The sequence below is a fragment of the Streptomyces hoynatensis genome, assembly GCF_003626535.1.
Classification (GTDB): domain Bacteria; phylum Actinomycetota; class Actinomycetes; order Streptomycetales; family Streptomycetaceae; genus Streptomyces; species Streptomyces hoynatensis.
In genome coordinates, this window is record NZ_RBAL01000014.1 from 93,490 (window position 1) to 119,824 (window position 26,335).

A 26,335-nucleotide genomic window follows, 5' to 3' on the forward strand; every position below is an offset into this window, starting at 1 on the left:
CTCTGGCAGAGGAGAAACCGCGCCAACCGGTACCCCCCGGCACCCCCACGCGCGCTCATCCTGGAGGGCACACCCGTGCATAGCAGGCACAACGGACTGAGGACTGCGGCCCTCCTGGGCGGCATGTCCGTGCTGATCCTGCTGATCGGCAGCCTCTTCGGCCGAAGCGGCCTGCTCATCGCCCTGCTGGTCGCCCTGGCCGTCAACGGCTACGCCTACTGGAACAGCGACCGGCTCGCCCTGCGCTCCATGCGCGCCAGGCCGGTCGGCGAGTTCGAGGCCCCCGAGCTCTACCGCATCGTGCGGGAGCTCGCCGGAGCGGCCAGGCAGCCGATGCCCCGCCTGTACATCTCGCCCACCGACGCCCCCAACGCCTTCGCCACCGGCCGCAATCCACGCAACGCCGCGGTCTGCTGCACCGAGGGCATCCTGCGGCTGCTGGACGCCAGGGAGTTGCGCGGCGTCATCGGCCACGAGCTGAGCCACGTCTACAACCGCGACATCCTCATCTCCTCCCTCGCCGGCGCCATGGCCTCGGTGATCATGTTCCTGGCGAACCTGGCCTGGTTCGTGCCCCTCGGCCGCGACGAGGACGAGGACGGGCCCGGCATGGTCGGCATGCTGCTGATCATGCTGCTCGGCCCGATCGCCGCCTCACTCATCCAGCTGGCCGTCAGCCGCTCCCGCGAGTACGAGGCGGACGCCTCGGGCGCCCGGCTGACCGGCGACCCGCTCGCCCTCGCCAGCGCGCTGCGGAAGCTGGAGGCCGGCACCAGGGCCCTGCCGCTGCCGCCCGAGCCGAAGCTGGAGACGGCCAGCCACATGATGATCGCCAACCCCTTCCGCGGCGGCGAAGGACTGTCCCGGATGTTCTCCACGCACCCGCCGATGGCCGAGCGCATCGCGCGCCTGGAGCGGCTGGCGGGCCACCGGTACTGAGGCCATCCTGGGAGGGTGCGTACCCTCCTGAACCTCATCTGGCTGATCTTCTCGGGGCTGTGGATGGCGATCGGCTACGCGCTCGCCGGCCTGATCTGCTGCGTGCTCATCGTCACGATCCCCTGGGGCATCGCCTGCTTCAGGATCGCGGCGTACGTCCTGTGGCCCTTCGGCTACCGGGTGACCGACCGGCCCGAGGCGGGCCTGGCCAGCGGCCTCGGCAACGCCGTGTGGCTGATCTTCGCCGGCCTGTGGCTGACGATCGCCCACCTGGTGCTCGGCGTCTCCTTCTGCCTGACCATCATCGGCATCCCCTTCGGCCTCGCCCACTTCAAGCTCGTGCCGATCTCGCTGCTGCCCCTCGGCCGCCGGATCGTCCCCACCAGCACCCACGCCTACCCCAGCTACCGCTGGGCCTGAGCCCGCCGGCCCGCGCCGCGTCGCCGTCCGGGCCGCCGTCATTCGCCGGCGGCGGCCCGGGCGGCGGCGCGGCGCTGTCGCAGGATGCGGACGCCCTCGTGGATCACGGTGATCAGCAGCGCCAGGCCCAGGCCAAGCGCCACCCCCCGCAGCGGGTTGCGTTCGAACGCCGAGCCGCCGACGAAGCCGATCCCCGCCGAATAGGCCGCCCAGCTCAGCGCGGCCACCGCGTCGTACCGCGCGAAGGACCGCAGTGGATACCGCGTGGCCCCGGTGATCAGGGTCGCCGCCGTCCGCCCGCCCGGAATGTAACGGGCGATGATCAGCATCAGCCCCCCACGCTGCTCCAGCATCGTGCCCACCCGGTCGTAGGCGCGGTGGGTGCGGCTGCCGGGTTTCAGTCTCGCGTAGATCCTGGAGCCGGATTTCCGGCCTATGAGATAGGAGATGTGATCCCCGGCGAAGGCGCCGAGCGCCGCCACGATGATGATGAGGAAGAGGTTCGGGTGGCCGTCCGCGGCCGCGAAAACCCCCAGGGTGACCACAAGGGTCTCGCTGGGCACCACAGGAAAGAAGCCGTCGAGCTTGGCGACGGCGAAGAGTGCCACGTACACCCAGGGGGTGGCGACAAACCCTTCGATTGCGTCGAGGATCGCGTTGTCCACAGAGCCAGCCTAGGCAATGCGAATCCCGCGGCGGACCTGCCCTTCGGCAAGCGTTCACCAGACTTTGGTCAGGAACCGGCTCACAACCAGCCGTTACGGCGGAAACCGCGGTGGATCAGCAGGCAGGCGACGAAGATCACACCGATGACCAGCGGGTAGGAGAACCGCCAGTGCAGCTCGGGCATATGGTCGAAATTCATGCCGTATACGCCGGTGACCATCGTCGGCACGGCAAGGATCGCCGCCCAGGCCGTGATCTTGCGCATGTCCTCGTTCTGCGTCACAGTCACCTGCGCCAGATTGGCCTGCAGGATCGAGTCGATGAGCGAGTCGAACCCGGTGATCTGCTCCGTCACCCGGGTCAGGTGGTCGGCCACGTCCCGGAAGTAGCTGCGGATCTCCGGCGCGATCATCGGCAGCCCGCCGTCCGAGAGCTGCTGCAGCGGCCGGTCAAGCGGCGCGACCGCCCGCCGCAGTTCGAGCAGTTCACGCTTCAGCTGGTAGATCTCCCCGGGGCCCGCGCCGTGCCGCCGCGCCGCCTCCGAGAACACGGCTGCCTCGATCTCGTCGATGTCGTCCCGCACGGCCGCCGCGACATCCAGGTACTGGTCCACCACATGGTCGGCGATGGCGTGCAGCACCGCAGAGGGCCCCTTGGCCAGCTGCTCGGGGGACGCCTCCAGATCCTCCCGAAGCGGCCCGAGCGAGCCGTGGCCGCCGTGCCTGACGGTGAGCACGAAGTCCTCCCCGAGGAAGACCATGATCTCCCCGGTCTCCACGACCTCGCTGTTCGCCGTCAGTTCCGCGTGCTCCACGTACCGCACCGTCTTGAACACGGCGAACAGCGTGTCGTCGTAACGCTCCAGCTTCGGCCGCTGGTGGGCGTGCACCGCGTCCTCGACCGCCAGCGGGTGCAGCTCGAACAGCTGGGCCATGGCGCCGAGTTCCTCCTCGGTGGGCTCGTGGAGGCCGATCCACACGAACCCGCCGCGCTTCTTGCGCGCCACCTCCACCGCCTCGGCGGGCCGCGCCCTGCCGCTCTTGCGCACCCCGTTCTGATACACCGCGCAGTTGACCACGGCCGTCCCGAGCGGCGACCTGGCGGGATGGCTCAAGTCCACCGGCCGCGCGCCCTCGCGGGTGCCCACCCGCCCGTATCCGATACGAACGGCCCTGCGCAGGCCGCGGATCATCGACACGTGTGCTCCGTAACGTCCGGGTGGAGGCCATCGCCGCGCCGCCCGGCGGTGGCCGCAAGCCACCGCCCGATCCCCGGAGCCGCCCGGCGCCCCACCTGCCTATGCTGACCTGCGGGAACTCCCTGAGGCACGTCTTCTCGCCGGCTGAACCCACCAGCGCGGCGTTCCCCCATTCTGCCCGCTTGCCCCAGACGGGACCGCAAAACCCACCGGGCGCGGCGCCCCGGCCCACCGCACGACGACGCCCCCCACACCCCCGCCAGGCCCCGGCCCCCGCAACCCGAGGCGGAGGCACCAGGACCCACCCGGCCGCGCGCCCCACGCGGCCAAGGCCCCCTCGCCTCCGCCCACCCCGGAACGATTCAGCGGTAGTTGACGAACTGCACCGCGAAGTCGAAGTCGCGCTCCCGGATCAGCCGCTGCACCTCCTGCAGGGCGTCCCGGCTCTTGGAACTGACCCGCAGCTCGTCGCCCTGCACCTGCGCCTTGACGCCCTTGGGCCCCTCGTCCCTGATCAGCTTGGCCACCTTCTTCGCGTCCTCGGCCGAGATGCCCTCCTTGATCGTGGAGAACAGCCGGTACTCCTTCCCGGACGCCTGCGGCTCCCCCGAGTCGAGCGCCTTCAGCGAGATGCCCCGCTTGACGAGCTTCGACTGGAAAATGTCGAGCACGGCCTTGGCCCGCTCCTCGGCGTTGGCGCGGATCTCGATCCGGTCGTCGCCCGACCAGGCGATCGAGGCGCCCACGCCGCGAAAGTCGTAGCGCTGGGAGATCTCCTTGGCCGCCTGGTTCAGGGCGTTGTCGACCTCCTGCCGGTCGACCTTCGAGACGATGTCGAAACTGGAGTCGGCCATGGTGTGAAGGCTCCTCACGGTAGCTGGACGGGCGCGGTCGCCGGACAGCCTAACCACCCACCCCACCCTCCACCCCGCACAACCGAGTGGCGAACCACCCCCGGGCATCGGGTATCGTTAGCCGCGTTGCAAGGCGGTGTGCCCGAGTGGCCAAAGGGAGCAGACTGTAAATCTGCCGGCTCAGCCTTCCCAGGTTCGAATCCTGGCGCCGCCACCCTCAACAACCGGTCCTTGACCTGCGAGAACGCAGGCGAGGGCCGTTTTTTTCGTCCATCGAACGGCCCGCCGGTCAAACGCCCCTTGTGTCCGATTCGTCCCACCCGATTCCGGGCGCCGACCAGCGCGTGTGGGGCATGTGTGCGGCAGGACGGAGCCGGCCGACGGCCTCAGGCCCGCCCGCCGCGCCGCTCCCCGAGCCGGGCGGAGATCTTGGCGTTGGCCGCGTCGTCGCTGTCGGCCGCGGCCCGGGCCCGCACGGGAGCAACCCCGCGTGGGCGGGGAGCAGCCCACCAACCATGTGAGCCGGGCGGATTCGAGGGTTTGGGCCATCTGTGTCAGTGGGCCCGGGTACGGTCTGGCCCATGGAGCAGAACTTAGCGTTACCGGGTGAGCGCGGTGCGCCGTCGTTGTTGGCTCACAGCCGCAGTAAGGTCTCTGGGCTGCGGCACGGCTTGGAGGCCCATCTGCGGGGGTCTGCCGCGTTGGCTCGGCGGTTCGGGGACGTCTTCGCCATGGGGGAGTTGGCGGCGTACCTGGCTCTCGTGCACGACGTCGGTAAGGGCTGTCGGGCCTGGCGCCAGGCCTTGCTCAAGGTTGAATCATCCGGTGGGCGGGTGGGTGTCCCGCACAAGGAAGCCGGAGCGCGTCTGGCGGCGGAGCATCTGACGAGAGAGTTCGGCGCGGTGGTGTACGGGCACCACGGAGGGCTGCCGGATCAGCCGTCTCTGAAGGGCATGTTCAAGCGCGTCCTGCGCGCTTCTCCTGAGGCCCGGGCGGTGCAGGAGGCGATCGACGCGGTCGAGCGGCTGGTTCCGGAGATCCGTCCGCGGGTGCCGCCAGCGGTTCCGCAGTGGGTCACGGAGGGCTCGCTGGCTGAGACCCGGGTGCGGCTGGACTTGTTGCTGCGGATGCTGTTCAGCTGCCTGGTGGACGCCGACTACCTCGATACTGAGGCGCACTTCGACGCGGCTCCGGTGCGTCTTGGTCCGGTAGCCGACATGCAGGCGTTGACGCGGCGCTTCGAGCGGCGCCGGGAAGAGATGCTGGCCGAGCGGGCTCCGTCTCCCATGGATGCGGCGCGGCAGAAGATCTACGAACTGGCGGTCCGCGCCGCGGCGGGCGAACCGGGTATGTACCGACTCCATGTGCCGACCGGGGGAGCGAAGACGCTGGCGGCCGGGGGGTTCGCGCTGCACCACGCCGCGGCGCACGGCATGGACCGGGTGATCACCGCGGTCCCGTTCACCAGCATCACCGAGCAGAACGCTGCTGTGTACCGGCGGCTGCTCGACTCGGCGGGCGGTGACGAGGCAGAGGACCGGGCACGGGGCGAGTGGGTCGTATTGGAACATCACAGTTCCGTCGATCTCGACTCCGCGGCCGAGAGCTGGGCGCGGTTGGCGGCGGAGAACTGGGACGCGCCCTTCGCCGTGACGACTACGGTGCAGCTGTTCGAGTCGTTGTTCTCCCACAGGCCGGCTGCGATGCGCAAGCTGCACCGGCTGGCCGGTGCGGTCATCGTGCTGGACGAGGTGCAGGCATTGCCGGACCGGTTGTTGGTGCCGATCCTGAGCGGCTTGCGCGGGCTGGTGGAGCACTTCGGTACCACGGTGGTGCTGTCCTCGGCGACCCAGCCGGAGTTCGGTTCGCTTCCTGGCCTGCAGGATTTCGAGATCCGCGACATCGTCGAGGAGCCGGCTGCATTCTTCGAAGAGCTTCGGCGGGTCCGGTACGAGTGGCGCCTGGGCGAAGACGTGACGTGGACGAGCATCGCCGAGGAGATGGTGGAGCACGAGCACGTGCTCGCCGTGGTCAACACGACTGACGATGCCGCCACTCTGCATCGGTTGTTGCAGAAGAGCACGGATGCGTGCGTCTTGCATCTCTCTCGCCGAATGACAGCCGAACACCGGCGGGAGACCATCGAGGCCATCCGCAGACACCTGGCCATACCGCTGCCGCAACGGCCCCCGCTGTACGTGGTGTCGACCACTCTGATCGAGGCGGGGGTCGACCTGGATTTCCCGTGTGTCTACCGCGCGTGGGCACCGGTGGAGTCGTTCCAGCAGGCCGCGGGGCGCTGCAACCGCGACATGCGGCTGGACGGCTTGGGCACGGTGGTCATCTTCCGGCCCACGGACGGCAAGCAGCCGAAGGACCCGTCGAGGAACGCGGCGATGACGGAGACGGGAAACCGTTTCGGTCCGGATCTGGCCGCACCGGACGATCTCTCGGCTCTCGCCGGCTACTACCGCAGCCGGTTCGTCGCCCAGCAGGCAGGCGCTGGCGGCCTGGGACGCGAGATCGAGAAGCTTCGGGTGGAGCTGGACTTCCCCGAGGTGGACAGGAAGTTCCGCATGATCGAGGACGAGGCCGCCGCGCCGGTCGTCGTCATCCGTACGGAAGAGCAGCGGCAGCTCGTCGAGGAGGCCGTCAAGGTACTCCGTGACGGGAAAGGCGGGTTGCGGGACGCCCTGCGGCGCCTGCGGCCTCACACCGCCACCCTGCCCAGGCACCAAGCGAACAGAGCCGTCCGGGAAGGGCTGGCTGAACCAGTGATCGGCGACCTGCTCCTGTGGGTGGGCCACGGCCAGTACCACGATCAGCGCGGCCTGGAGCCGGACGCGCCCGAGGACAGGGAGGATTTCACCGTATGACGTCGACCCCAAGCCGCAAACGTCTCGCACGGCGCCCAGACCCGGACGGCTGGACCCATCCGGACATCGTGGTCGAGACCAGCGGCGCGCTGGCCTGCTTCACACGACCTGAGCTGAAGGTCGAGCGTGTCAGCTATCCGGTGATGACTCCCTCCGCCGCCCGTGGCCTGTTGGAGGCCATCTTCTGGAAGCCGCAGTTCACCTACGTGATCCGCAGGATCGAGGTCCTCAAGGAGATCGAGTGGACGCAGCTGCGGCGCAACGAGGTGAAGTCGACGATCAGTGACCACCAGGTTCGCGCACTGCGCGCCGATCCTTCGCACCACTACGACGTTGAGCGGGACCGGGACCAACGCAACACGGTGGCGCTGCGGGATGTCGCCTACCGCATCCACACCCAGCTCCGGGTGCATCCCGACGCCGGCGCCCCCGAGGCCAAGTACCGCGACCAGCTGCGGCGCCGGATCGTCCGCGGGGCCTGCTTCTCGCAGCCGTTCCTCGGCTGCCGCGAATTTTCCGCCGACTTCGGCCCGGCCACGGACCGGAGCCCCATTCCGCGTAACGAGGAGCTCGGCATCATGCTGCATTCCATCGAGTACGCCGACGGCGGCGAGCGCTATCGCTGGTTCCGCGCTCAGCTGAAAGCCGGTGTGCTCACGGTGGAGGAACCGCTGCCCGAGTCGGCTGTCGCGATGCCCTCCGGACCGTGGCGCGCAGACGCCGGAGAGCGGTGAACGCATCGTGCTCCTGAAACTCCTCACCGACCAGGCCGCACGTATCCCCGAGCTCCCCCCGCCTCACTACCGGGCCAAGCAAATCCACTGGGTGGTGTCGATCACAGCAGACGGCGCGCGCGTTGGCGTGAGCGACGTCCGCCCACCCAAGGGCAGTTCGGTCCCCCCGCAGATCATGCCTGTGCCGCATACCTACCGTTCCGGAAAGCTCCCGCCGGCGAACCTGCTGGTCGACACCGCACAGTATGTCCTTGGCGTGCCCAAGCCCGATCCCACCACCGGCGAGATCACTCAGGCTGCCACCGAGGAGGCACGCCGACGCCACGAGGAGTACCTCACTCTCCTACGCCAGTGGGCGTCGACCAATTCCGGTGAACGGTCGGTCGCCGCCCTGCTGCGGTTCCTGGACGACAACTCCCTGACCAGCCTGGCCGAGGGAGAAGGCATCGCCGCGGGCGACATCGTGGCTCTCCTGGTGGCTGACACCTGGCTGCACACCTTGCCCTCCGCGCAGAAGGCCTGGGCAGAGACCGTCCGCCGGCGCAAGGCGGGCGGGACGCCCCCGGGCCTGTGTCTGGTGTGTGGCGAAACGCGCCCCCTGCTGGCCACCATCCCGGAAAGCGTCAAGGCCGGCGCGATCCCCAGCAGCGGGCGGGGACGGGACGCGCAACTGGTGAGCATCAACGCCGCCGCCCATGGCCGCGGCGGGATCAGCGACGGCCTGGCCGGCACACCGGTGTGCGAGGAATGCGGATCGCGGGCCATGGCCGTGCTCAACCACCTGTTGGCCGCGCCCGAACATCACCGCCGAGGGCCCGATCACGTCTTCCTCTGGTGGACCCGCGAACCAGTCCAGGAGAAGATCACCCACGCCCTTTACGACGCCGACCCCGACCCGAAGGACATCGCGCACTTCTTCGACGCCCTCCGACGGGAGGCCGACCCCACCAGCCTCGAAGACGTCGACAGCAACGACTTCTTCGGCCTCACCCTCACCCTCAACAACGCCCGCGTCGTCGTCCGCGACTGGGTCAACACCTCTGTCGAACGTGTCAAGGCCAACTTCGGCGCCTGGTATCGCGACCACGCCGTCTACGACGGCTGGCAGGACCGCGACCGTTACCTACCGCTGTGGCTGCTGGCCGCGGCCAGCGGACGCCGCGACACCGCCCGCAACCGTTACGTCGCCGACACCGGCCACCACGGTCTCGAACGCACGCTTCTGCACTCCGCCCTCCACCGCGCAGGACCCCCGGCCCAACTCCTGCCGCACCTATTGCAACGCATTCGCGCCGACGGCCACATCGATGCCGCCCGCATCGCCCTGCTGCGCCTGATCCTCATCCGCGTCTACCAGGAACGTGAACTCGTGTCCCGACTCGACGAGAACAACACCGATCCCGCCTACCTGTGCGGCCGAGCCTTCGCCGTCCTGGAATCCATCCAGCGCAAGGCCCTGGGCCCAGACGTCAACACCACACTGCGTGACAAGTACTTCCGCACAGCCATGACCGCGCCCGCCGCCGTGTTCGCCACCCTGCGCCGCGACGCGGTCGGCCACCTCAAGCGCCTGCGCCGCGACAACGCCGGAGCCCGAGTCGCTCTGGAGAAACGCCTCGGCGAGGTCTTCGCCGCCATGGATGGCCACGCTGGCATTCCTCTCACCTTCAACCCTCGTGAGCAGGGCATCTTCATCATCGGCTACGAACAGCAGCGCGCCGCCGACTTCGCCGCCGCCCGCGAACACGGCGACGGCGACCAGTAGAACCTCCAGCTCTTTGCCCGGCCCCAACACGGGGCCGAGACACACCCCCGAACGAATCCCGGAGGACAGCCATGACCGACGAACCTCACTGCGACCCCACTCGCAAGCACGACTTCGTCTTCTACATCGAAGCCCGAGACAGCAACCCCAACGGCGATCCGGACAGCGGCGGCATGCCTCGCACCGACCCCATCTCGGGTCAGGGCCTGATCACCGATGTCGCCATCAAACGCAAGATCCGAACCACGGTCGCGCTCCTCACCGAGCACGACACCACCGGCCGATACAACATCTACGTCCAAGCCGGCACCGCACTGAACACCCAGCATGAACGCGCCCACGCCGAGCTCGGCGACCGGGCCACCACCGACAGCGCCCGCGACTGGATGTGCAACACCTTCTTCGACGTCCGAATGTTCGGAGCCGTCATGACCACAGGAAAGAAAGACAAGCAGGCCGGCCGCGTCCAAGGACCCCTCCAGCTCAGCTTCTCCCGCTCCGTCGACCCCATCACCCCACTTGAGATCGGGATCACCCGCGTCACCCCGACAAAGCAGGAGGACATCGATAAGAAGGAAACCGAAATGGGCTCGAAGCACATCGTGCCCTACGCCCTCTACCGCGGAGAAGGCCACTTCAGCGCCCCCCTTGCCGCCCGCACAGGCGTCACCGCCGACGATCTCGCGATGTTCTGGCGGGCCTTCACCCTCATGTTCGACCACGACCGGGCCGCCGCCCGCGGCGACCTCAACCTCCGCGGACTGTACGTCTTCACACACGACGACGCCTATGGACGCGCCCCCGCTCGCCGCCTCCTCGACCTCGTGAACGTCAAGCCCCTGGGCGACGCCACCGCGCGCTCCTTCACGGACTACAGCGGCATCACCTTCGACCAGGCTGCCCTCCCGAACGGCGTCACCGCGAAGGCACTGGTGGAATGATCGGGGCCGACGCCACCATGGGGGACCTGCCGCAGGTCCCCCTCTCCGCCCTTGAACACTTCGCCTACTGCCCCCGCCAGGCAGCGCTGATCCTGCTGGAAGCCACCTGGTCCGACGACGCCGCGACCGTCCGCGGCACACTCGCTCACCAGCGCGTCGACACGCCCGGCAGCCAATCCCGGGCAGGCACGCGCACGCTACACGCTCTGCCGGTCTGGCACGACGGCCTTGGGCTGTTCGGCATCTGCGACGCCGTGGAACTCCACCGAGACGGAGTCGTGCTCCCTATCGAACACAAATCCGGCCGCTACCGCCCCGGAGGACCCGCCGACCTCCAAGCAGCAGCACAGGCCATCTGCCTGGCGGAGATGTTCCAACGCCCGGTACCGCACGCGGCCATCTACTCCGGGAGCGACAAACGACGGCACACCATCCCCGTCACCGACGACCTACGCCAACGCGTCACCGACGTCACCACGGCCATCCGCACGATGCTCACCCGACAGCACATGCCACCCCCGGCAGCGGACAAACGCTGCCGCAGATGCTCGCTCGCCACCGACTGCATGCCCCACGCCTTGGCCAACACCCACCGCTACCGAAAAGCCCTCGCCGCCCTCTACGACGCCCCCGACCCAGATCCCGACGGAAACCCCAGTGACGACTGAACTCCTCAACACCCTCTACGTCCAGACCCAAGGAACCGAACTGCGCCTCGACCAGGACTCCTTACGCATCCACATTCCCGACACGCCCCGCCGCACGCTCCCACTACGCCGCATCGAAGCAATCGTGCTGTACGGCCACATCCACCTCAGCACAGAACTCATCACCCGCTGCGCCGAGGACAGCAGACCCATCACCTGGATGACCCAATCCGGACGATTCCAAGCACGCCTCGACGGCCCAACCCGCGGAAACGTCCTCCTACGCCATGCCCAACACCTTGCCCACACCGACCCCGAACAACGCCTCACCATCGCCAGGCCCTTCGTTGCCGGGAAGATCCGCAACACTCGATGGATCGTCCTCAAGGCCGCCCGAGACGCAGACTCCGCGCCGAAACGAGCCCTCCGAGCCGCGGCCGAAGACTTCGCCGACCTCCTCGAACGCCTTCCCGCCGCGCAAGACATCGACACCGCGATGGGCATCGAAGGCAGCGCAGCTCGCACCTACTTCTCCACCATGCGCCACCTGCTACGTCCCGCCGACGGCATTCCACCCCTCACCACACGAACCCGCCGGCCACCCACCGACCCGGCCAACGCGCTGCTGTCCTTCTCCTACGGCCTGCTACGCAACCTGGTCCACGGCGCTTGCGAACAAATCGGCCTCGACCCCTACCTCGGCTACCTCCACGGCCTCCGCCCAGGCAAACCCGCCCTCGCCCTGGACCTGATGGAAGAATTCCGCCCGGTCCTCGCAGACCGCTTCGCCCTCACACTCCTTAATCGCCGACAACTCCGCGCCGAACACTTCGAAACCCTCGACGGGGGCGCCGTACGCCTCACCGACGATGGCCGCAAAATCACCCTCACCGCCTGGCAAGAATGGAAGACCCGCACCTGGCCACACACCATCGCCGCCCAACCCGTCCCCGGCGGTCTCCTCCCCGTCATCCAATGCCGCCTCCTCGCCCGCCACCTACGAGGCGACCTCCCCGGCTACCTCCCCTGGACCGCCTCCTGATGGACCTCCTCCTCACCTACGACGTCGACACCACCACAGCCGCAGGACGCCGCCGTCTACGCAAGGTCGCGAAACTTTGTGAAGGACACGGTCTTCGCGTCCAGTACTCCGTCTTCGAAATCGTCGCCGACGAAAAAGACCTACTCCACCTGATCGACGCCCTCGACGACATAATCGACACGAGCAAGGACAGCATCCGGATATACCGCCTCCCCAAGGACGGCTTCGCCCAGATCCACACCCTCGGCACCGCCAGACCCCACCCCCACCGAGAAGACCTGGTCCTGTGACACCCTCGCAGGTGCCGCAGGAAGGAGCCTGCACTAATGACCACCTCCGAACCCCAAGCTGACACCCGACACGCGACCCACACCGAAGCAAAACGCCCTACATGCCCCCCTTCATCCCCCACCGTCCACTCGAACCCACACGCCCCGAACACGAAAACCGCTGGTCAACCGGCGCTGCACCGGCCCGCACCGGTCGGTGAGGATCGCAACTTTGCCGCGGTTGAGCAGCACGGTCGTCTCTCCGCCGCTGCACCGGCCCGCACCGGTCGGTGAGGATCGCAACAGCACCCTCTACGGGATGCTGCTGATCCTCACCGGCGGGCTGCACCGGCCCGCACCGGTCGGTGAGGATCGCAACAACGGGGAGGTCCTGGTGACTCCACCGCTGAACGCAGGCTGCACCGGCCCGCACCGGTCGGTGAGGATCGCAACCTCCTCTCCTCCGGGGGTGCTCCGGTGCGCACGCCGGAGCTGCACCGGCCCGCACCGGTCGGTGAGGATCGCAACCCGAACACCGAGACGAGCGCGGTGAACTCGCCGGCGCTGCACCGGCCCGCACCGGTCGGTGAGGATCGCAACGCCCTGGGGTGGAGTCTGCGCTAAACGTTCGACTGGAAGGCTGCACCGGCCCGCACCGGTCGGTGAGGATCGCAACCGTGCGTTGGCGGCGGCGGTGCGCAGCAGGTCGAGGCTGCACCGGCCCGCACCGGTCGGTGAGGATCGCAACCCTTCGCCGCGGCCTGCGAGGTGTCCATGTACCAGGCTGCACCGGCCCGCACCGGTCGGTGAGGATCGCAACCTCCTCTGGAGTCCGGGGTGGCGAAGGGGAGCCGTCGCTGCACCGGCCCGCACCGGTCGGTGAGGATCGCAACAGCCGGCGCCGGACCGGGCGACGTACGCGGGCTGCGCCGCTGCACCGGCCCGCACCGGTCGGTGAGGATCGCAACATCCAGCCCACTGTGTCCCGCACGGCGGCGGTGCCGGCTGCACCGGCCCGCACCGGTCGGTGAGGATCGCAACACCTGGATCGGTTGCCGGAGACGGAGCCGCCCGCGCGGGCTGTACCGGCCCGCACCGGTCGGTGAGGATCGCAACTCGTATGTGCGGGAGTGGCGGCCCGGGACGGTCGGCGGCTGCACCGGCCCGCACCGGTCGGTGAGGATCGCAACCACCTCGCCGGTGTCAACATCCACGATATGCGGGTCGCTGCACCGGCCCGCACCGGTCGGTGAGGATCGCAACTGCTTGGGGTCGAGGAGGTCCACCAGCCATCCGTGCTGCTGCACCGGCCCGCACCGGTCGGTGAGGATCGCAACGCCACGGAGACGCAGGTCATCGCCGGCCGCTGGGCGGCTGCACCGGCCCGCACCGGTCGGTGAGGATCGCAACTCGTGTGCGTCTCGGTGTCCGCGGTGGCCACGGGGGCGCTGCACCGGCCCGCACCGGTCGGTGAGGATCGCAACACGGAGGGCCGCACGGGCACCCCGAGTTCGCCGAGCGCTGCACCGGCCCGCACCGGTCGGTGAGGATCGCAACTACAGCGTCTTCGCGTCGCCGACCCACGCCTCCATGGCTGCACCGGCCCGCACCGGTCGGTGAGGATCGCAACTCTGCTCCGCGCGGCTGAGGCCGTCGAAGTAGCGCCGGGCTGCACCGGCCGGCACCGGTCGGTGAGGATCGCAACAGTTGGGCTCTGCGCGGCCGCAGTCGCGGCCCGACTGCTGCACCGGCCCGCACCGGTCGGTGAGGATCGCAACTCCACCAGCGCCAGCTCCGCAACGGCGTCAAGAAGGCTGCACCGGCCCGCACCGGTCGGTGAGGATCGCAACCCCTCAGGCCGTGGACGGACGGCGAGGGGCTCGAGGCTGCACCGGCCCGCACCGGTCGGTGAGGATCGCAACTCCGGGTAGATGGCCACGGTGATCGCGGTCACCCCGGGCTGCACCGGCCCGCACCGGTCGGTGAGGAATCGCAACATGCCCACGCGCGACCTGGTGATGCAGACGATCGAGGGCTGCACTGGCCCGCATCGGTCGGTGAGGATCGCAACTTCGCCCCGCGGCGATCCGGGATGTCACGGTCCCGGCCGCTGCACCTGCACCGTCGGCGAGGTCGGTGCGGACGACAGCCGCATTAGCGCGGGGCGCGATCAGCCAGGCCGCGGAGATCGGCGAGGGGGTGTGGGGGTTGCGGTGGCGGGTGGCCCATTCGGCGCGGCTTCCTGCGGTGGTGCTGAGGCGGAGGTGGGCCGGGCTGACGCAGGCGGCCTCGTCGCAGCGGTGACAGACGCATACTCCCTCGTGCCGCGCCGGTCGAGTGGGTCTCCGCTGTCGCGGACGGCCTTGGGAGCGGCCGTGCCCCGGGTGTCCTTCACGAGAGTTGGCGTGACCCAGCCATGGCTTTCGCCGGCGTTCGCCATGTCGCGGTTTCTCCAGCAGGGCCGGCTGGAGGAGGCCGTGACCGCCGCGGGGGGGGCGCTGGATTTCCTTGGCGGGGTCCACAGCGAGCGTTCGGTGCAGGCCCTGCGTGACTTCCGCGGCCGTCTGGCGCCGTTCCGGGCGGTGCCGGTGGTGTGGGCCTTCGAGCGCAGGGCCCGGCCGGTTCTGGGCGTGGCGGCCTGAGCGCGGGGCGTTCAGGAGCCGTCCGGCGTGGGCGTGTTCTGCCCGTTGTCGACGGGGATGTTGACGTCGGTGATGCCGCTGGAGGTGGGGGAGAGCAGGAAGGCGATGACCTTGGCGACCTCCTGCGGGGTGACCAGGCGGCGGGCGGAGATCGGCTGCCCGGGCGAGGTGGGTGTGCCGGGGTCTGTGGGACCGTGACGCTTCGCCTGTGGGGCAGTTGTGGGGCGGCGGGCGCCGGGATTCGGGAAGTGCCTGGTCGGAGGCTTGTGCTGGGGAGACTGTAAAGGAACTGGGCGACGGCTCTTACACGGGAACAACCCCGCGTGTGTGGGGAGCAGCTGATCTCCAATACCCAGGACATGGCCAAGAAGGGAACAACCCCGCGTGCGCGGGGAGCAGGCGGCGTGGGACTCGATGGCGCGCTCCCAGTGGGGAACAACCCCGCGTGCGCGGGGAGCAGGAGGTACTGGGAGACCGCGAAGAACAGGGGGCGGGAACAACCCCGCACGCGCGGGGAGCAGGGCGGCGGTCCGCGAGGGGCTGGCCGAGCTTCGGGAACAACCCCGCGTGCGCGGGGAGCAGAGTTCGTGGCCTGCGGGTTTAGTTGGGGTGGGGGCTGGTTTTGCTTACTTGCTGGAAGTTGGACATAGCTGTCATTTGCCGTTGAGGTGGTGGTGCGGGGCGATGCGTGCTGGTGTGGTGTCCGGTGTCGATCGACGCGTGTTCAGGTTACTGGGGTGGGGCGCTTCGGGTGCCTGGCGAAGGGGGCGCGTTGGGCCTGGGGGGCCGTGACGCTTCGCTTGTGGGGCAGTTGTGGGGCGGCGGGCGCCGGGACTCGGGAAGTGCCTGGTCGGAGGCTTCTGCCGGGGAGGCAGCGGTCGCCGAGCCGGGTGGAGGGTGCGGCCGGGGCGGCGTCCTGAAGACCCGTGCTCACGGCGTCGACGGCGGGCGGTGGGGGGCGCGCGAGGGCCGTGGCCGGCGCTCGTGCCGGAGGGAGGGTCGCTCCACGGCGAGCGGCCTGGGCTCTCCGTCTGCCCGCAGGCCCGTCTCCTCGGGCGGTCCGCCACCGGGGAGCGCACCGTCGCCGACCTCGCCGGCGGGTTCCCCGTCTCTCCTGCGTCGGCGTGCCGGGGCCGGCCGCGGCGCCCGGTTATTTGACCGATCATTCCAGAGAGGCTTATGGTCTTCGACGTGGCCAGGACCAAGGAATTCGATCCGGACGCCGCGCTGCAGTCGGCCCTTGAGCTGTTCTGGCGGCGCGGCTACGAGGCGACGTCGCTGACGGATTTGGTCGAGCACCTCGGCATCGGCCGTGCCAGCATCTACGCGACCTTTGGCAGCAAGCACGAGCTGTACCTGAAGGCCATGGACCGGTACGCCGAGACGCGCGATTCGGCTCTCCTTGCCGAGTTGTCGCAGCCGGGCCCCGCACTGCCTGCGGTGCGGGCGGTGGTGCGCCGCTTCGCCGCAGAGGCCGCCTCCCCCGAGGGCCGGCTGAACGGCTGTTTCGTCACCAATACCGCGGCCGAGCTGGCGCCGCACGACCCTGCGGCGGCCCGCCGGGTCGAGATCAGCTGGGAGCACATCGAGACCCTGCTGCACTCCGCGCTCGTGCGGGCCCAGGCTCAGGGCGAGCTGCCCGAGGACCGCGACCCGCGGGCGCTGGCCCGCATGCTGTTCGTGCTGCTCCAGGGGGTGCGCATCGTCGGCAAGGCGTCCAACGACTCCGCCCGGGTGCGGGACGCGGCCGAACAGGCCCTGGCCCTGCTGGGCTGACCCGCCTCCGGCGAATCCACCGGGCTCCCTTTCGCATGGCCAAATAATGAACCGATCGGTCAAATATCAGGGGGAAGGCATGACCGCCATGGGCGCCGGCCGCGTCGCCGCCGTGCATCGGCGATACGCCTTCGTCCTCCTCGGTGGCGTCCAGACCACGCTGATCTTCACGCTCGCCGCGCTCGCCATACCGCTGCCTCGCATAGCGCGCGAATTCGATCTGGCCCGCGCGGATGTGATCCTGCTCAACGCTGCCTACGGACTGACCTTCACCGGGCTGCTGCTCTTCGGCGGACGCCTCGCGGACCGCTACGGGGGCCGGCGTGCCCTCACCGCGGGCCTGCTCCTCTTCGCCGCCGCCTCGGCCCTGGTCCCGCTCGCCCCCGGCATGGGGATGTTGCTCGTGGCGCGCTTTGCGCAGGGAGCGGGGGCGGCCCTGATCGCGCCCGCCGCCATGGCCGTGCTGCACGCCGTCTTCCCCTCCCCGACCGAGTACGGCAGGGCGATGGCCACCTGGGGCGGGCTCTCGGTGCTCGGCGCGACCGCGGGCAACCTGCTCTCCGGCGTCATCTCCACGCTGCTGTCGTGGCGTTGGGCCTTCGCCATACCGCTCGTGGTGGCCCTCGCAGCCCTCGTCCTCACGCCCCGGCTGCTGCCGGACACCGCGCCGAGCCGGAGCAGGACTCTCGACCTGCCGGGTGCTCTGCTCGCCACCGCCGGGATCTCCCTCGCCAGTTACGGGCTCATCGTCACCGACACCCGCCCCTGGTCGTCGGGCGGCGTGCTCGCGCCGCTGCTCTGTGGGATCGTGCTGCTGGCCGCGTTCTGGTACGCCGAGCGCCACGTCCGCGACCCGCTGCTGCGGCCCGGCTTCCTGCGTGACCGGCAGCGGGTCCTGGCTCTCGCGGCCATCGCACTGAGCGCCTGCGGAACGGCGATGACCTTCGTGGTCCTCTCGCTCCAACTCCAGCAGGCGCGCGACTGGTCACAGCTGCAGACCGCGGCGGCGTTCGCACCGTTCGCCGTTGCGCTGATCGCCTCAAGCCGGACGGCAGGACCGCTCATCGGCCGGTACGGGGCCCGAACCGTCACGGCCGCCGGGCTCGGCACCGCTGCGGCCGGGCTCGCCCTCCTCGCGTTCACCGGGTTCGACGCACACCTCTCCTACGGGTGGGGACTGCTGCCGGGCCTCGTGCTGCTGCCGGCCGGCGCAGCGGCCTCCTTCGCGGGAGGCGCCGTGCTCGCCACCGAAGGCGTGCCGCAGCAACGGGCCGGGCTCGCGGGCGGCGTGCTGAACACCGCGATGGAATTCGGCCCGACCCTCCTGCTCGCGATCCTGCTCACGCTCGGCAGCGACGCCTCGTCCCTGGCCGCAGCGGGGGCCGCACTCGCCGCCGTCGCCCTTCTGCACCACCGCACCAGGTAATCCATCACTCAAGGGAGCCACCGCAATGAACCGCTTCACCGGCAAGACCGTCCTCGTCACCGGCGCAGGCTCCGGCCTCGGCCGCGCCATCGCGCTCGCCTTCGCCGCCGAGGGCGCATCCGTGGTCGCCGCGGGACGCACCGCGGCCTCCCTGGACGAGACGGTCGGTCTCATCGAGGCCACCGGCGGCACGGCCACCGCCGTCACCGCCGACGTCACCGACTCCGGCCAGGTCAAAAACCTCATACGCCGGAGTGTGACCCGGTTCGGCGGGCTGGACATCGCGGTCAACAACGCCGGAATACTCCGCGGCACCGTACCCGTCGGCGAGGTGAGCGAGGAGGACTGGGAGGCGGTGCTGCGCACCAATGTCACCGGCGTCTGGCTGGCCATGAAGCACGAGATCGCGCACATGAAGGGAAACGGTGGCGGCTCCATCGTCAACATCGCCTCCAACCTGGGCGCCCACCTCCGCACCCCGAACCTCGCCGCGTACATCACCTCGAAGGCGGCGGTCTCCGCGCTGACCCGCGCCGCCGCTCTCGACCACATCCACCAGGGCATCCGCATCAACGCCGTCAGCCCCGGCGCCTCCGCCGCTCCCATGTCGCTGCGGCCCGGCGAGACCGAGGCCGACCGTGCCGAGCGCGTGAAGACGCAAAACCCGCTCGGCCGGGTCGCGGAAGCCGAGGAAGTGGCGGCCGCGGTGCTCTATCTCGCCTCCCCCGCAGCCGGCGCGGTGGTCGGCACCGACCTGGTCATCGACAGTGGAGCCTCGGCCTGACGGCCCGTGGGCTTCGGCGTCGCCCCTCGCCGGCAGGAATCTCCGCCACGGCGGAGGGGAGCGTGCCGGGCCGGAGCGGCGACTCGTGAACGGAGCCTGTGGCCGGTCTGCGTGGCCGGCCGTCGGCCGGGTGCGGGGCCGTGCGCATGCACGGGAGACGGGCCGGCTGCCGAGGGGGCGCCGGGGGTGGCAGGGGGCGTTTTTCTGCAACGGGCCCCGGGCTGGGCGCCGTCCCGGTCGGGCCGGGGGTGCGCGCCGGTGGATACGGGGGCGCAGGTCTCGCCGTGGCCGGGGTCACCGATGCAGCCGCTGCCGCGCACGACTACTCACCGCGGGTACGGCCGGGCGCCGTTGCCGATGCCACTCCCGTCGACGGAAAGCGGCCTCGCCGGGGAGGCATTGCGGCGCAGCAGCACACTCCAATGCACGTCAAGGCAGCCCCTTGTGGGGATGTGCCCTTTCGAGGGCGCTCGTCCGGGGGCGATTGCTCCTTGGGCCACTGCGGAAGGCGGCCACCTCAGAGGGGGAGGCCACGTCAGAGGGGGAGGCCACCTCAGAGGGGGAGGCCACCTCAGAGGGGGAGGCCACCTCAGAGGGGGAGGCCACGTCAGAGGGGGAGGCCACGGCAGAGGGGAAGGCCGCGCCGGCGGGCAGCCTGCGTTCCTCCGCGCCGGGCTCGGCGGCGGGCGAGGGCGCCGACGGTCCACCGCGGCGCCCAGCGACTCCCGGCAGAAGCCTTCGGGGGCGCGGCCCGGCCGGCGCCGGCGATGCCGGCGGTGTCGACCGGCACGTCCAGGCCGCCGAAGCGATCGCCGTCGGCGCCCGTGGGCCGGGGCGCCGACGAGGACGGCGGCGTTCCTCCTCCATGTCACAGGGAGCCGGGCTGTCTTGTCTCGGGTAGCGAAGGCAAGCGGCGCTCACGTCAGGAGTGATGGTCATGCGCGTATTCGTGGCAGGAGGGACCGGGGTTCTGGGGCGGCGGCTGGTGCCGCAGCTCGTGGCGCGCGGGCACGAGGTGACGGCGACGAGCACGAGCCCGGCCGGGGTGGATCTCGCGCGGCAACTGGGCGCCGCCGGCGTCGTGATGGACGGGCTGGACGCGGCGTCCGTCGGCGAGGCGGTGGCCAAGGCCCAGCCGGAAGTGGTCGTGCACCAGATGACCGCGATCTCGATCAGGCACGCGGGCAAGCCCGACATCAAGCACCCGGACCGCTGGTTCGCCCTCACCAACCGTCTGCGTCGCGAAGGCACGGACCACCTGCTGGCCGCGGCGGAAGCCACCGGCGTCTCCCATGTCGTTGCCCAGGGCTACGCCAGCTGGAACGGCATTCGGGAAGGCGGGTGGGTGAAGACCGAGGAGGACCCGCTGGACATGCTGGTGGGCACGGCGGCGCAGATCGGTTTGGAGACGCTGCGCTACGCGGAGGACTCCGTCCTCAGGGCCGGCGGCGCGGTGATGCGGTACGGCGCGTTCTACGGGCCGGGCGCCATTGACGACCAGGTCGAGCTGATCCGCAAGCGGCAGTATCCCCTGGTCGGCCGTGGCACCGGCTACAGCTCCTGGATCCATCTCGATGACGCAGCGAGCGCCACCGTGCTGGCCGTGGAGCAGAGGGCGTCGGGCGTGTTCAACATCGTCGACGACGAGCCGGCCCCGGCCGGCGAGTGGCTGCCGCACCTGGCGGCGTGCGCGGGGGCGAAACGCCCGATGCGGATTCCGGTGTGGCTGGCGCGGGTGCTGGCCGGGGACCAGGCAGTGGTGATGATGACCGAGGGGCGCGGCTTCTCCAACGCCAAGGCCAAGCGGGAACTCGGCTGGCAGCTGCGCTACCCGTCGTGGCGCGAGGGCTTCAAGGCGGAACTGGCGTGAGCGGATCGACGTCCAGGGCCGAGGAGTTCGAGGAGCTGCGGCCCTTGCTGTTCTCGATCGCCTACCGGCTCCTGGGCAGGGTGAGCGAGGCCGAGGACGCGGTGCAGGAGACGTGGCTGCGCTACGAGGGGTCCGCCACGCCTCCCACCTCGGTCAAAGCCTTCCTGTCGGCGGTGGTGACGCGGATCTCGATCAACGTGCTGCGCTCGGCTCGCGTCCGCCGGGAGGAGTACGCCGGGCCATGGTTCCCCGAGCCGCTGCTGTCGGACCCCTACCAGGACCCGGAGCGGTCGGCGGAGTTGGCCGACTCGGTGTCCATGGCGGCCCTGCTTCTGCTGGAGCGGCTGACCCCGCTGGAGCGGGCGGTGTTCGTGCTGCGCGAGGTGTTCGGGTTCGACTACCGGGACATCGCCTCGGCGGTGGGCCGCTCGGAGGCAGCGTGCCGCCAGCTCACGGTGCGGGCGCGTCGCCACATGGACGCCGGCCGGCCGCGGTTCGAGACCGACCGGCGTGCGCACGAAGAACTCGCCGATCGGTTCTTCGCCGCCCTCCGGGAGGGGAGCGTCGACAGGTTGCGGGAACTGCTCGCCGCTGACGTCCGCATGGTCGCCGACAGCGGCGGCAAGGCCCCGCGGTGGGCCCAGGGCATCTTCGGCGTCGACCACGTCTCCCGGCTCCTCGCCACCCTCCTCCCGGCGTTCTCCCGGACCGGCGGCCTCGTGGAACCGCACCGGGTCAACGGCCAGCAAGGGGCGATCTTCCGAGACCGCACCGGCAACGTCGTCAACACCTGGGCGCTCGACATCCGCAACGGGCAGATCGAGACCATCCGCACCGTGAGCAACCCCGACAAGCTTGCGCACGTCGGCCCAGTGGCGGACGGCTGGGCGGTCCTGCGCGAAACGCAGGCGGCACAGCGGGCCCCGGGCCGACGTGCCGAGCGGACGTTCACCGGAATGCCTCGCAACCAGGAAGGACAGCCGGCGTGCGCCTCGCCGTCTTCGGGGCCAACGGCCCCACCGGCCGCCTGCTCACGGGCCAGGCACTCGCCGCCGGACACCGGGTCACGGCCGTGACCCGGCAGCCCCACGCGTTGCCGCCTCCACGGCGTTGCCGTGGAGGCCGGCGTCTACCCGAACGCCGCCGTCGAGACGTTCCAGGCGGGTGATGTCATCCCCAACTACACCCTGGCCGCTCCGGCGGCTGCCTCGGGCGGTGGCTTCAGCGTCTTCGAGAACTCCCTCACGGTCGCCGAGCGGACATCGCTGAGCGACCTGCGGAGCGAGGGCATGGGCAACGTGCACGGGGCGGCATGCCGGGAGATCAGGTGAGCGCGGCGCCCGGCGGTCAGCCATCGCGGCAAGAGAGGATCCAGCGGTGAACTACACACATACCGAACGGTCCTGGGTGGTGACGGAGGCCGCGCTGGAGGTGCGCGGGAGCGATCTCGATCCGGAGCGGATCAGCGAGCACCTCGGGCTCGACCCCACCGGTAGCCGTCGTCCCGGACCCGACCGGTGGGACCCGGAGGCGGACGAGGCGGGTCTGTGGCTGCTGAAGGTGAGCGCGCAGGCCACGCCGCTCGCCGAGCAGCTTGACGAACTGCTTGGCACGGTGGAGCCGCGGGCCGTGGGCCTGCAGGAGTTGCGCCAGGAGGGGTACGACGTGTTGCTGCGGCTGTTCGGGTTCGTCGGGACCGGCTCGTTCTTCGAACTGTCACCGGTCGCGCTCGGCCGGCTGACGGCGCTGGGCGTGCCACTCCGCCTCGCGGTCAGTACCAGCGAGCGCTGAACGCCGTCGTCCCGTCCGAGGCACGATGCCGGGCGGGGGACACCGGTCTGGGAAGCCTGGAGAGACGGGAAAGAAGAGAGCGGGATGATGGGGAGCGAGAGGCAGTGGGCGCAACTCGCCGTGACGCTGCTGGTCAGCGGGGCTGATCTGGACCCCGGATCGGTGACCGAACGGCTTGGTGTGCCGCCCGACTTCAGCCGTGCGCCGGGCGCGGTGCCCGCCTTCCGCGCGGGGGCCGGATGCTGGGGCCTGGTCGCCGACGCCCCCGGCACGTCGCTGCCGTCGCTGCTCGACGCGCTGCTGGCAAGGGTGAGGCCCCTGTCGGCGCAGTTGAGGGCACTGCGTGCGGAGGGCCACCGGGTCTCGATCGACGTCTCGGGCCTCGTGGAGTCCGGGGCCGAGTTGACTCTGCCGCCCGACGTGTTGTCGCGCGTCAATGAGCTGGGACTGGCCCTCTCGTTCAGCACCGAGGCGCCGGTCACCGAGACGGCCGAGGACCTGCTCGACCAGATCCTCGACCAGCGCGAGAACGCGACGGAACAGGACCGCGGCTGAGCGGCGTGCCCACGGCCCCGCCGCTTCAGGGGCACCTTTGACCGACCGCGCACGCACCCAGCGGCGTCTGCCCGCCTGTACGCGTGGCGACGGCCCGACCGCGGATCTGCGGACGGCATGAGTGCGAGTGGGCATCGAGGCGATCGTGGGCACGGTCGCGGGGCAGGGAGTCACCGCGCTACGGAGAGGATTAGTGCTTCGATGCCTCTGATTCGTTGGACCGACCCGGACTTCCGTGTATGCCGCATCAGTTTCAATACATTGCTCGAAATTCAGTTGGAGGCGGAGAAGCGTGGCTGGGCGACGCGGTGGTCATCAGTGGACGCACTTCGGAGCCAGGTCGGGGAAGCGGACATGCTACTCCAGTCGCTGATGCGCGAGGAACGAGGGGGTGACGTCCACGCCTATCGATGCCTCGTGTTGTTTTCGACCCCTGGCGGCAGGGACGCTGGTGGAATTGCCGCGGTCGATGTTGATCCGGATAGATTCGAGGCGCTGGAGCGACTCGATCGAGATTTGGAAGTTCGGGATGCGTTTATTCGGGTGTTCTCTCTCGCGCAGGGTGGTATTTCGATGATCTCGAAGAAGTAGCGGGCGATCCTGGTGGGCAAGATGTGAATCAGGCTACTTCCGGCAGGGGCGCGCTCTGGGGAAGCGGGCACGACCGTCGCCGACGCCGCCACGGGGAGCACGCACGAAGCCGTCTACACCTGGATCTACGCACTCCCCAAGGGCGAACTTGCCCGCCTGGGGTCATGCTGCCCAGCAGGAGAACACGGCGCGGCCCCCGCAGCAGGCCGGACGCTTCCCAAGGCGCCCGCATCGCCGGGATGCGATCCATCCACGACCGCCCCGCAGAGGCACTGGGCCGCAAGGTCCCCGGTCACTGGGAAGGCGACCTGATCGTCGGGAAGAACGGAAAGTCCGCCGCGGCCACCCTCGTCGACCGCGCCACCCGCTTCTGCATCATCCTCGCCCTTCCCGAGGGGAAGAACGCCAGTGGCCTGTCCACCGTACTGGCCGAACAGATCCACGGAATAACGGAGTTGGTGCGCAAGTCCATGACCTGGGATCAGGGGGCCGAGATGGGTCGCCATGCAGCCCTGACCCTCGCCACCGGTCTGGACGTGTACTTCGCCGACCCGCACTCGCCCTGGCAGCGGCCCACGAATGAGGACACCAACCGCATCATCCGCGAGTACCTCCCCAAGGGCAGCGAGATCACCAGCCATCAGCCCTATCTCACCGCCGTCGCCGAAGAGATCAACAACCGCCCCCGGCTACCGCGCCCCACAAGAAGCCTTCCCACGGGCTCTGACCGAAAGTGTTGCTTCAACGGATTGACACCACCTCCTCATCCTTGGAGTCCAGGTAAGAAGCTGCTATGTGGGCTAATTTCTGTCCTTGCGATTGACTGAGCCTTTGCCAACTTCCCGTGCTGCGCCGATAGTTGGCTGGACTCATGGATGAAACCCCTGATGAACGGGTTCATGACCAAGATCACCACGTCCAACCAGAGGTTTCACGTGCTTGTCTGCCCGCGCGGGCTCGACGTGTTCAGCCGGACTCTTCGTTTCCTTGCCACGCAACTGCGCGGCCACCGCCGTCGGATCGGGTGCCGGTGGCGGCACCTGCCCGCCGGCCGCGGGTCCACGGGACGTTCCAGCAGATCCGGGCCCGCCTTCCGGCCGCCGTCGCGAGCCTGGAGGAGCAGGAGTCCGCGGTCGGCGAGGGCCCGGCCACCGAGCGCTGGCCACGCGTCGGCCGTTCGTCATCGAGCACCCCGACGAGCTCCGCGGCCGCGTCACCGCGCTCGCGGATCGCCTCGCGTCCTACGCTCGCTGACCCTGACCGCGAGGAACCAACGTCAGCGTAAGGGCGAGCGCGACCGGCCTCGCGCATCGCTCGGACCGGCGGCGCGTACGTTGCCCCGAGGGCAACGCCGCACCAGGCGATCCCGAGTCGGCTTGCTTGGGTGGCAGCCGACGTGGTGAGTGAGGGCATTGCGCGGCGTCAGCCCGTCGTGCGCCGGCCGGTTCCCCGTGCGGCTCACCGTGTTTCATCGTCCCGCCTGGCCCCTTCGTGCGTGAGCAGGGTGGTGAGTGATCAGTTGTCGGTCGGGGGTGAGGCGGGCCTCGAAGGCGATCTGGAAGGCGTTGAGGGGCAACTGCGGGGTGGTTCCGTCGTCCGACCCGGCGCCCATGCCGTCTTTCGCCTGCTCGGCCGACGAAAGATGATGGGGGAGGTGTCCGTCAGATCCGGCAAGTACGGCGATGCGGTCGCATGAGGGGTGGGGAGGCAGGGACGTGCCACCGGACTACGAGTCCCAGCGTCGCAGGACGGGAAGGAACTGGCCTCGGCGGAGTTACCTCGGCGGCTTGCCCGACCCGCTGCGGGACGAACTCCTCCACGTGGCAGCGCCGTGCCAGTACCAGAGTGGTGAGAGCCTGATGCGCGAGGGGGATCGGTCCACGCACGTGGTGCTTCTGCTCTCCGGGATCGCCAAGATCAGCGCGCGCTTGGATGAAGGGCACGAGGCTCTCCTCGCGATCCGTGCCAGCGGCGACGTGGTGGGCGAGATGGCCGCCATGGACGGCAAGCCGCGGTCTGCGACGGTGACCGCCTGCGGCGCGATCCGGGCCGGTGTCGTGCAGAAGAACGACCTGCACGCTTTCTTCCGGCGACATCCGGAAGCCGCCCTCTCGATGGGCAGCGTGGTGGCCGAGCGGCTGCGTTGGGCGAACAGACGCCGGATCGAGTTCGCAGGCTACCCGGTCAAGGTACGGCTGGCCCGGGTGCTCGCCGAACTCGCCGCGTCACATGGGCGACCGGTGCTTCAGGGGCTGGTCATCGGGGTCAACCTGAGCCAGCCGGAGCTGGCCGCGCTGGCCGGCTCGGCGGAGGACACCGTCCAGAAGGCGCTTCGCGCGCTGCGTGAAGAGGGTCTGCTGACGACCGGCCATCGGCGTATCTCCGTGCTTGACCTGCGCCGTCTGAGGGAAATCGGTCATCTTCCCCCAGGCATCGCCTGATCCGCAAGAAAGGCCGTACTTATGCGGATCGCTCGGTGCCACGGGTCCGGGGGACGAAAGTTGACGCCCACACGCGTGGCCAGGCCACGCGCACCAACCCCCGATCAG

At 69.8% G+C, this 26,335-nt stretch carries 25 protein-coding genes, 1 tRNA gene, 1 pseudogene and 1 CRISPR repeat array; of the genes and pseudogenes, 23 read left to right on the forward strand and 4 right to left on the reverse strand.

Going from position 1 to position 26,335, the window contains the following annotated elements:
* The first annotated feature begins 75 nt into the window (after positions 1 to 75).
* Together htpX and D7294_RS21970 are read left to right on the forward strand one after the other, a co-directional pair.
* Complete coding sequence (htpX, locus tag D7294_RS21965) at positions 76 to 939, forward strand: zinc metalloprotease HtpX (protein WP_120682429.1); 864 nt, start codon at positions 76 to 78, stop codon at positions 937 to 939.
* 15 nt (positions 940 to 954) lie between these two features.
* The gene (locus D7294_RS21970; protein WP_120682431.1) at positions 955 to 1,359 is read left to right on the forward strand and encodes a YccF domain-containing protein; all 405 of its coding nucleotides are present in this window, start codon (positions 955 to 957) and stop codon (positions 1,357 to 1,359) included.
* Between the two features lie 38 nt (positions 1,360 to 1,397).
* Here the strand turns inward: D7294_RS21970 and D7294_RS21975 are convergent, their stop codons facing one another.
* The 3 genes from D7294_RS21975 to D7294_RS21985 form a co-directional block, all read right to left on the reverse strand.
* Positions 1,398 to 2,024, reverse strand: a complete 627-nt coding sequence (locus tag D7294_RS21975) for a DedA family protein (RefSeq protein ID WP_120682433.1) — start codon at positions 2,022 to 2,024, stop codon at positions 1,398 to 1,400.
* Positions 2,025 to 2,104: 80 nt separating this feature from the next.
* Positions 2,105 to 3,217 carry a magnesium/cobalt transporter CorA gene (gene corA / locus D7294_RS21980; RefSeq protein ID WP_120682435.1) on the reverse strand — a complete coding sequence of 371 codons (1,113 nt, stop codon included), beginning with the start codon at positions 3,215 to 3,217 and terminating at the stop codon, positions 2,105 to 2,107.
* A 368-nt stretch (positions 3,218 to 3,585) separates the two neighbouring features.
* Positions 3,586 to 4,077, reverse strand: coding sequence for a YajQ family cyclic di-GMP-binding protein (locus D7294_RS21985; RefSeq protein ID WP_120682437.1), 492 nt, complete (start codon positions 4,075 to 4,077; stop codon positions 3,586 to 3,588).
* Positions 4,078 to 4,209: 132 nt separating this feature from the next.
* Between D7294_RS21985 and D7294_RS21990 the strand changes: the two genes are divergently transcribed.
* The 9 genes from D7294_RS21990 to D7294_RS22030 all read left to right on the forward strand — a co-directional run bounded on the left by D7294_RS21990 (position 4,210) and on the right by D7294_RS22030 (position 14,993).
* A tRNA-Tyr gene (locus D7294_RS21990) sits at positions 4,210 to 4,291 on the forward strand.
* Positions 4,292 to 4,658: 367 nt separating this feature from the next.
* Complete coding sequence (locus D7294_RS21995; RefSeq protein WP_120682439.1) at positions 4,659 to 6,953, forward strand: CRISPR-associated endonuclease Cas3''; 2,295 nt, start codon at positions 4,659 to 4,661, stop codon at positions 6,951 to 6,953.
* Positions 6,950 to 7,687, forward strand: coding sequence for a type I-C CRISPR-associated protein Cas5c (gene cas5c / locus D7294_RS22000; RefSeq protein WP_120682441.1), 738 nt, complete (start codon positions 6,950 to 6,952; stop codon positions 7,685 to 7,687). Before D7294_RS21995 ends, cas5c begins: the two co-directional genes overlap by 4 nt.
* A 7-nt stretch (positions 7,688 to 7,694) precedes the next feature.
* The gene (cas8c, locus tag D7294_RS22005) at positions 7,695 to 9,452 is read left to right on the forward strand and encodes a type I-C CRISPR-associated protein Cas8c/Csd1 (RefSeq protein ID WP_158674679.1); all 1,758 of its coding nucleotides are present in this window, start codon (positions 7,695 to 7,697) and stop codon (positions 9,450 to 9,452) included.
* Between the two features lie 71 nt (positions 9,453 to 9,523).
* Positions 9,524 to 10,393, forward strand: coding sequence for a type I-C CRISPR-associated protein Cas7/Csd2 (gene cas7c / locus D7294_RS22010; RefSeq protein WP_120682445.1), 870 nt, complete (start codon positions 9,524 to 9,526; stop codon positions 10,391 to 10,393).
* Positions 10,390 to 11,061 carry a CRISPR-associated protein Cas4 gene (cas4, locus tag D7294_RS22015; RefSeq protein ID WP_206619539.1) on the forward strand — a complete coding sequence of 224 codons (672 nt, stop codon included), beginning with the start codon at positions 10,390 to 10,392 and terminating at the stop codon, positions 11,059 to 11,061. The genes cas7c and cas4 overlap by 4 nt, the downstream gene beginning before the upstream one ends.
* Positions 11,051 to 12,082: a type I-C CRISPR-associated endonuclease Cas1c gene (cas1c, locus tag D7294_RS22020; RefSeq protein ID WP_120682447.1), complete on the forward strand. Its 1,032-nt coding sequence runs from the start codon at positions 11,051 to 11,053 to the stop codon at positions 12,080 to 12,082. Before cas4 ends, cas1c begins: the two co-directional genes overlap by 11 nt.
* Positions 12,082 to 12,372 (forward strand): CRISPR-associated endonuclease Cas2, encoded by a 291-nt coding sequence (gene cas2 / locus D7294_RS22025; RefSeq protein WP_120682449.1) that lies wholly within the window; start codon positions 12,082 to 12,084, stop codon positions 12,370 to 12,372. The genes cas1c and cas2 overlap by 1 nt, the downstream gene beginning before the upstream one ends.
* A gap of 173 nt (positions 12,373 to 12,545) precedes the next feature.
* Positions 12,546 to 14,422: a CRISPR direct-repeat array (repeat unit 37 nt; unit sequence GCTGCACCGGCCCGCACCGGTCGGTGAGGATCGCAAC).
* A gap of 334 nt (positions 14,423 to 14,756) precedes the next feature.
* Positions 14,757 to 14,993 (forward strand): hypothetical protein, encoded by a 237-nt coding sequence (locus D7294_RS22030; RefSeq protein WP_147450889.1) that lies wholly within the window; start codon positions 14,757 to 14,759, stop codon positions 14,991 to 14,993.
* Between the two features lie 11 nt (positions 14,994 to 15,004).
* Here D7294_RS22030 and D7294_RS33885 read toward each other — a convergent pair whose 3' ends face one another.
* Positions 15,005 to 15,493, reverse strand: a complete 489-nt coding sequence (locus D7294_RS33885) for an SDR family oxidoreductase (RefSeq protein WP_338325685.1) — start codon at positions 15,491 to 15,493, stop codon at positions 15,005 to 15,007.
* Between the two features lie 691 nt (positions 15,494 to 16,184).
* Between D7294_RS33885 and D7294_RS22040 the strand changes: the two genes are divergently transcribed.
* The 12 genes and pseudogenes from D7294_RS22040 (at position 16,185) to D7294_RS22100 (ending at position 26,227) form a co-directional block, all read left to right on the forward strand.
* Entirely contained in the window at positions 16,185 to 16,769 is a 585-nt protein-coding gene (locus tag D7294_RS22040) for a TetR/AcrR family transcriptional regulator (RefSeq protein WP_120682568.1), read from the forward strand.
* Between the two features lie 79 nt (positions 16,770 to 16,848).
* Complete coding sequence (locus D7294_RS22045) at positions 16,849 to 18,195, forward strand: MFS transporter (protein WP_120682455.1); 1,347 nt, start codon at positions 16,849 to 16,851, stop codon at positions 18,193 to 18,195.
* Positions 18,196 to 18,220: 25 nt separating this feature from the next.
* Positions 18,221 to 18,979 (forward strand): SDR family NAD(P)-dependent oxidoreductase, encoded by a 759-nt coding sequence (locus D7294_RS22050; RefSeq protein ID WP_120682457.1) that lies wholly within the window; start codon positions 18,221 to 18,223, stop codon positions 18,977 to 18,979.
* 931 nt (positions 18,980 to 19,910) lie between these two features.
* Positions 19,911 to 20,849, forward strand: coding sequence for an NAD-dependent epimerase/dehydratase family protein (locus D7294_RS22055; protein ID WP_206619540.1), 939 nt, complete (start codon positions 19,911 to 19,913; stop codon positions 20,847 to 20,849).
* Positions 20,846 to 21,769 (forward strand): annotated as a pseudogene (locus D7294_RS22060) (RNA polymerase sigma-70 factor); the annotation flags it as partial. The gene D7294_RS22055 and the pseudogene D7294_RS22060, both read left to right, overlap by 4 nt.
* 195 nt (positions 21,770 to 21,964) lie before the next feature.
* Positions 21,965 to 22,180 carry a putative adhesin gene (locus D7294_RS22070; RefSeq protein WP_120682463.1) on the forward strand — a complete coding sequence of 72 codons (216 nt, stop codon included), beginning with the start codon at positions 21,965 to 21,967 and terminating at the stop codon, positions 22,178 to 22,180.
* Positions 22,181 to 22,226: 46 nt separating this feature from the next.
* Complete coding sequence (locus D7294_RS22075; protein ID WP_158674680.1) at positions 22,227 to 22,640, forward strand: DUF4279 domain-containing protein; 414 nt, start codon at positions 22,227 to 22,229, stop codon at positions 22,638 to 22,640.
* Between the two features lie 84 nt (positions 22,641 to 22,724).
* Entirely contained in the window at positions 22,725 to 23,195 is a 471-nt protein-coding gene (locus tag D7294_RS22080) for a DUF4279 domain-containing protein (RefSeq protein ID WP_120682467.1), read from the forward strand.
* 201 nt (positions 23,196 to 23,396) lie between these two features.
* The gene (locus D7294_RS22085; protein ID WP_120682469.1) at positions 23,397 to 23,786 is read left to right on the forward strand and encodes a hypothetical protein; all 390 of its coding nucleotides are present in this window, start codon (positions 23,397 to 23,399) and stop codon (positions 23,784 to 23,786) included.
* A gap of 164 nt (positions 23,787 to 23,950) precedes the next feature.
* On the forward strand, positions 23,951 to 24,613 hold the full coding sequence (locus tag D7294_RS22090) for an IS30 family transposase (protein WP_120682471.1): 663 nt from the start codon (positions 23,951 to 23,953) through the stop codon (positions 24,611 to 24,613).
* 668 nt (positions 24,614 to 25,281) lie between these two features.
* Positions 25,282 to 25,482: a hypothetical protein gene (locus D7294_RS31635; protein ID WP_147450890.1), complete on the forward strand. Its 201-nt coding sequence runs from the start codon at positions 25,282 to 25,284 to the stop codon at positions 25,480 to 25,482.
* 91 nt (positions 25,483 to 25,573) lie between these two features.
* Positions 25,574 to 26,227, forward strand: coding sequence for a Crp/Fnr family transcriptional regulator (locus tag D7294_RS22100; RefSeq protein ID WP_241562541.1), 654 nt, complete (start codon positions 25,574 to 25,576; stop codon positions 26,225 to 26,227).
* The last annotated feature ends 108 nt before the right edge of the window (positions 26,228 to 26,335 follow it).